We start from the raw sequence: 528 nt of genomic DNA, 5'->3' as shown, positions 1-528 counted from the left end.
CAAAAACAAGTATGTACATTGCCATTTTTAAACGCTTATATGATAAACCATCAAAGTATGATTTATCATCGTTCTTTACTAGAGCATGGATATGACATCCGTTATCGATTTTGTGCAGATTATGCGCATCTTCTGTCTGTATGGCCGCGCCTTAAACCCAAAGCACTTGACCTTTGTATTGCTAATTTTGATACAACCGGTGTCAGTTCACAAGCATCTAACAAAGCTCGTATGTGGCAAGAAAGACTTTATGCAGTATGGCGATCTGATTTATCGTTTACTCAAAAGTTAATGCTTAGTCGTAGAGGAATAATGGCTTTGCCATACCATAGTATAAAAAATTGGTTAAGAAAGGATGAAAAATGAACCAGATCAATGTGGGAGTTGATTTGCTAGTTGGTATCTGTTTAACAAAAAAGGATTGGCTTCAATATAAAGACAATTTACTTATATCGTGTCAGAATATTTCCCAGGCGTGGGGCAATAAGGTCATTTTTTTTGTTGTATTGCAAGGCGATAAAAATGAAA

General features: G+C 35.6%; 1 protein-coding gene. It reads left to right on the top strand.

All coding sequences use genetic code 11. The annotated features are described in order from the left end of the window. Positions 1–366 (top strand): hypothetical protein (locus tag Q5762_RS37020; RefSeq protein ID WP_315896704.1); only part of this gene is annotated, 366 nt, incomplete at its 5' end. Between the last annotated feature and the right edge of the window lie 162 nt (positions 367–528).

The sequence above is a fragment of the Streptomyces sp. P9(2023) genome (assembly GCF_032436795.1).
Lineage (GTDB): Bacteria > Actinomycetota > Actinomycetes > Streptomycetales > Streptomycetaceae > Streptomyces.
The sequence above is the reverse complement of the archived record's forward strand: the minus strand, read 5'-3'. Positions and strand labels throughout refer to the sequence as shown.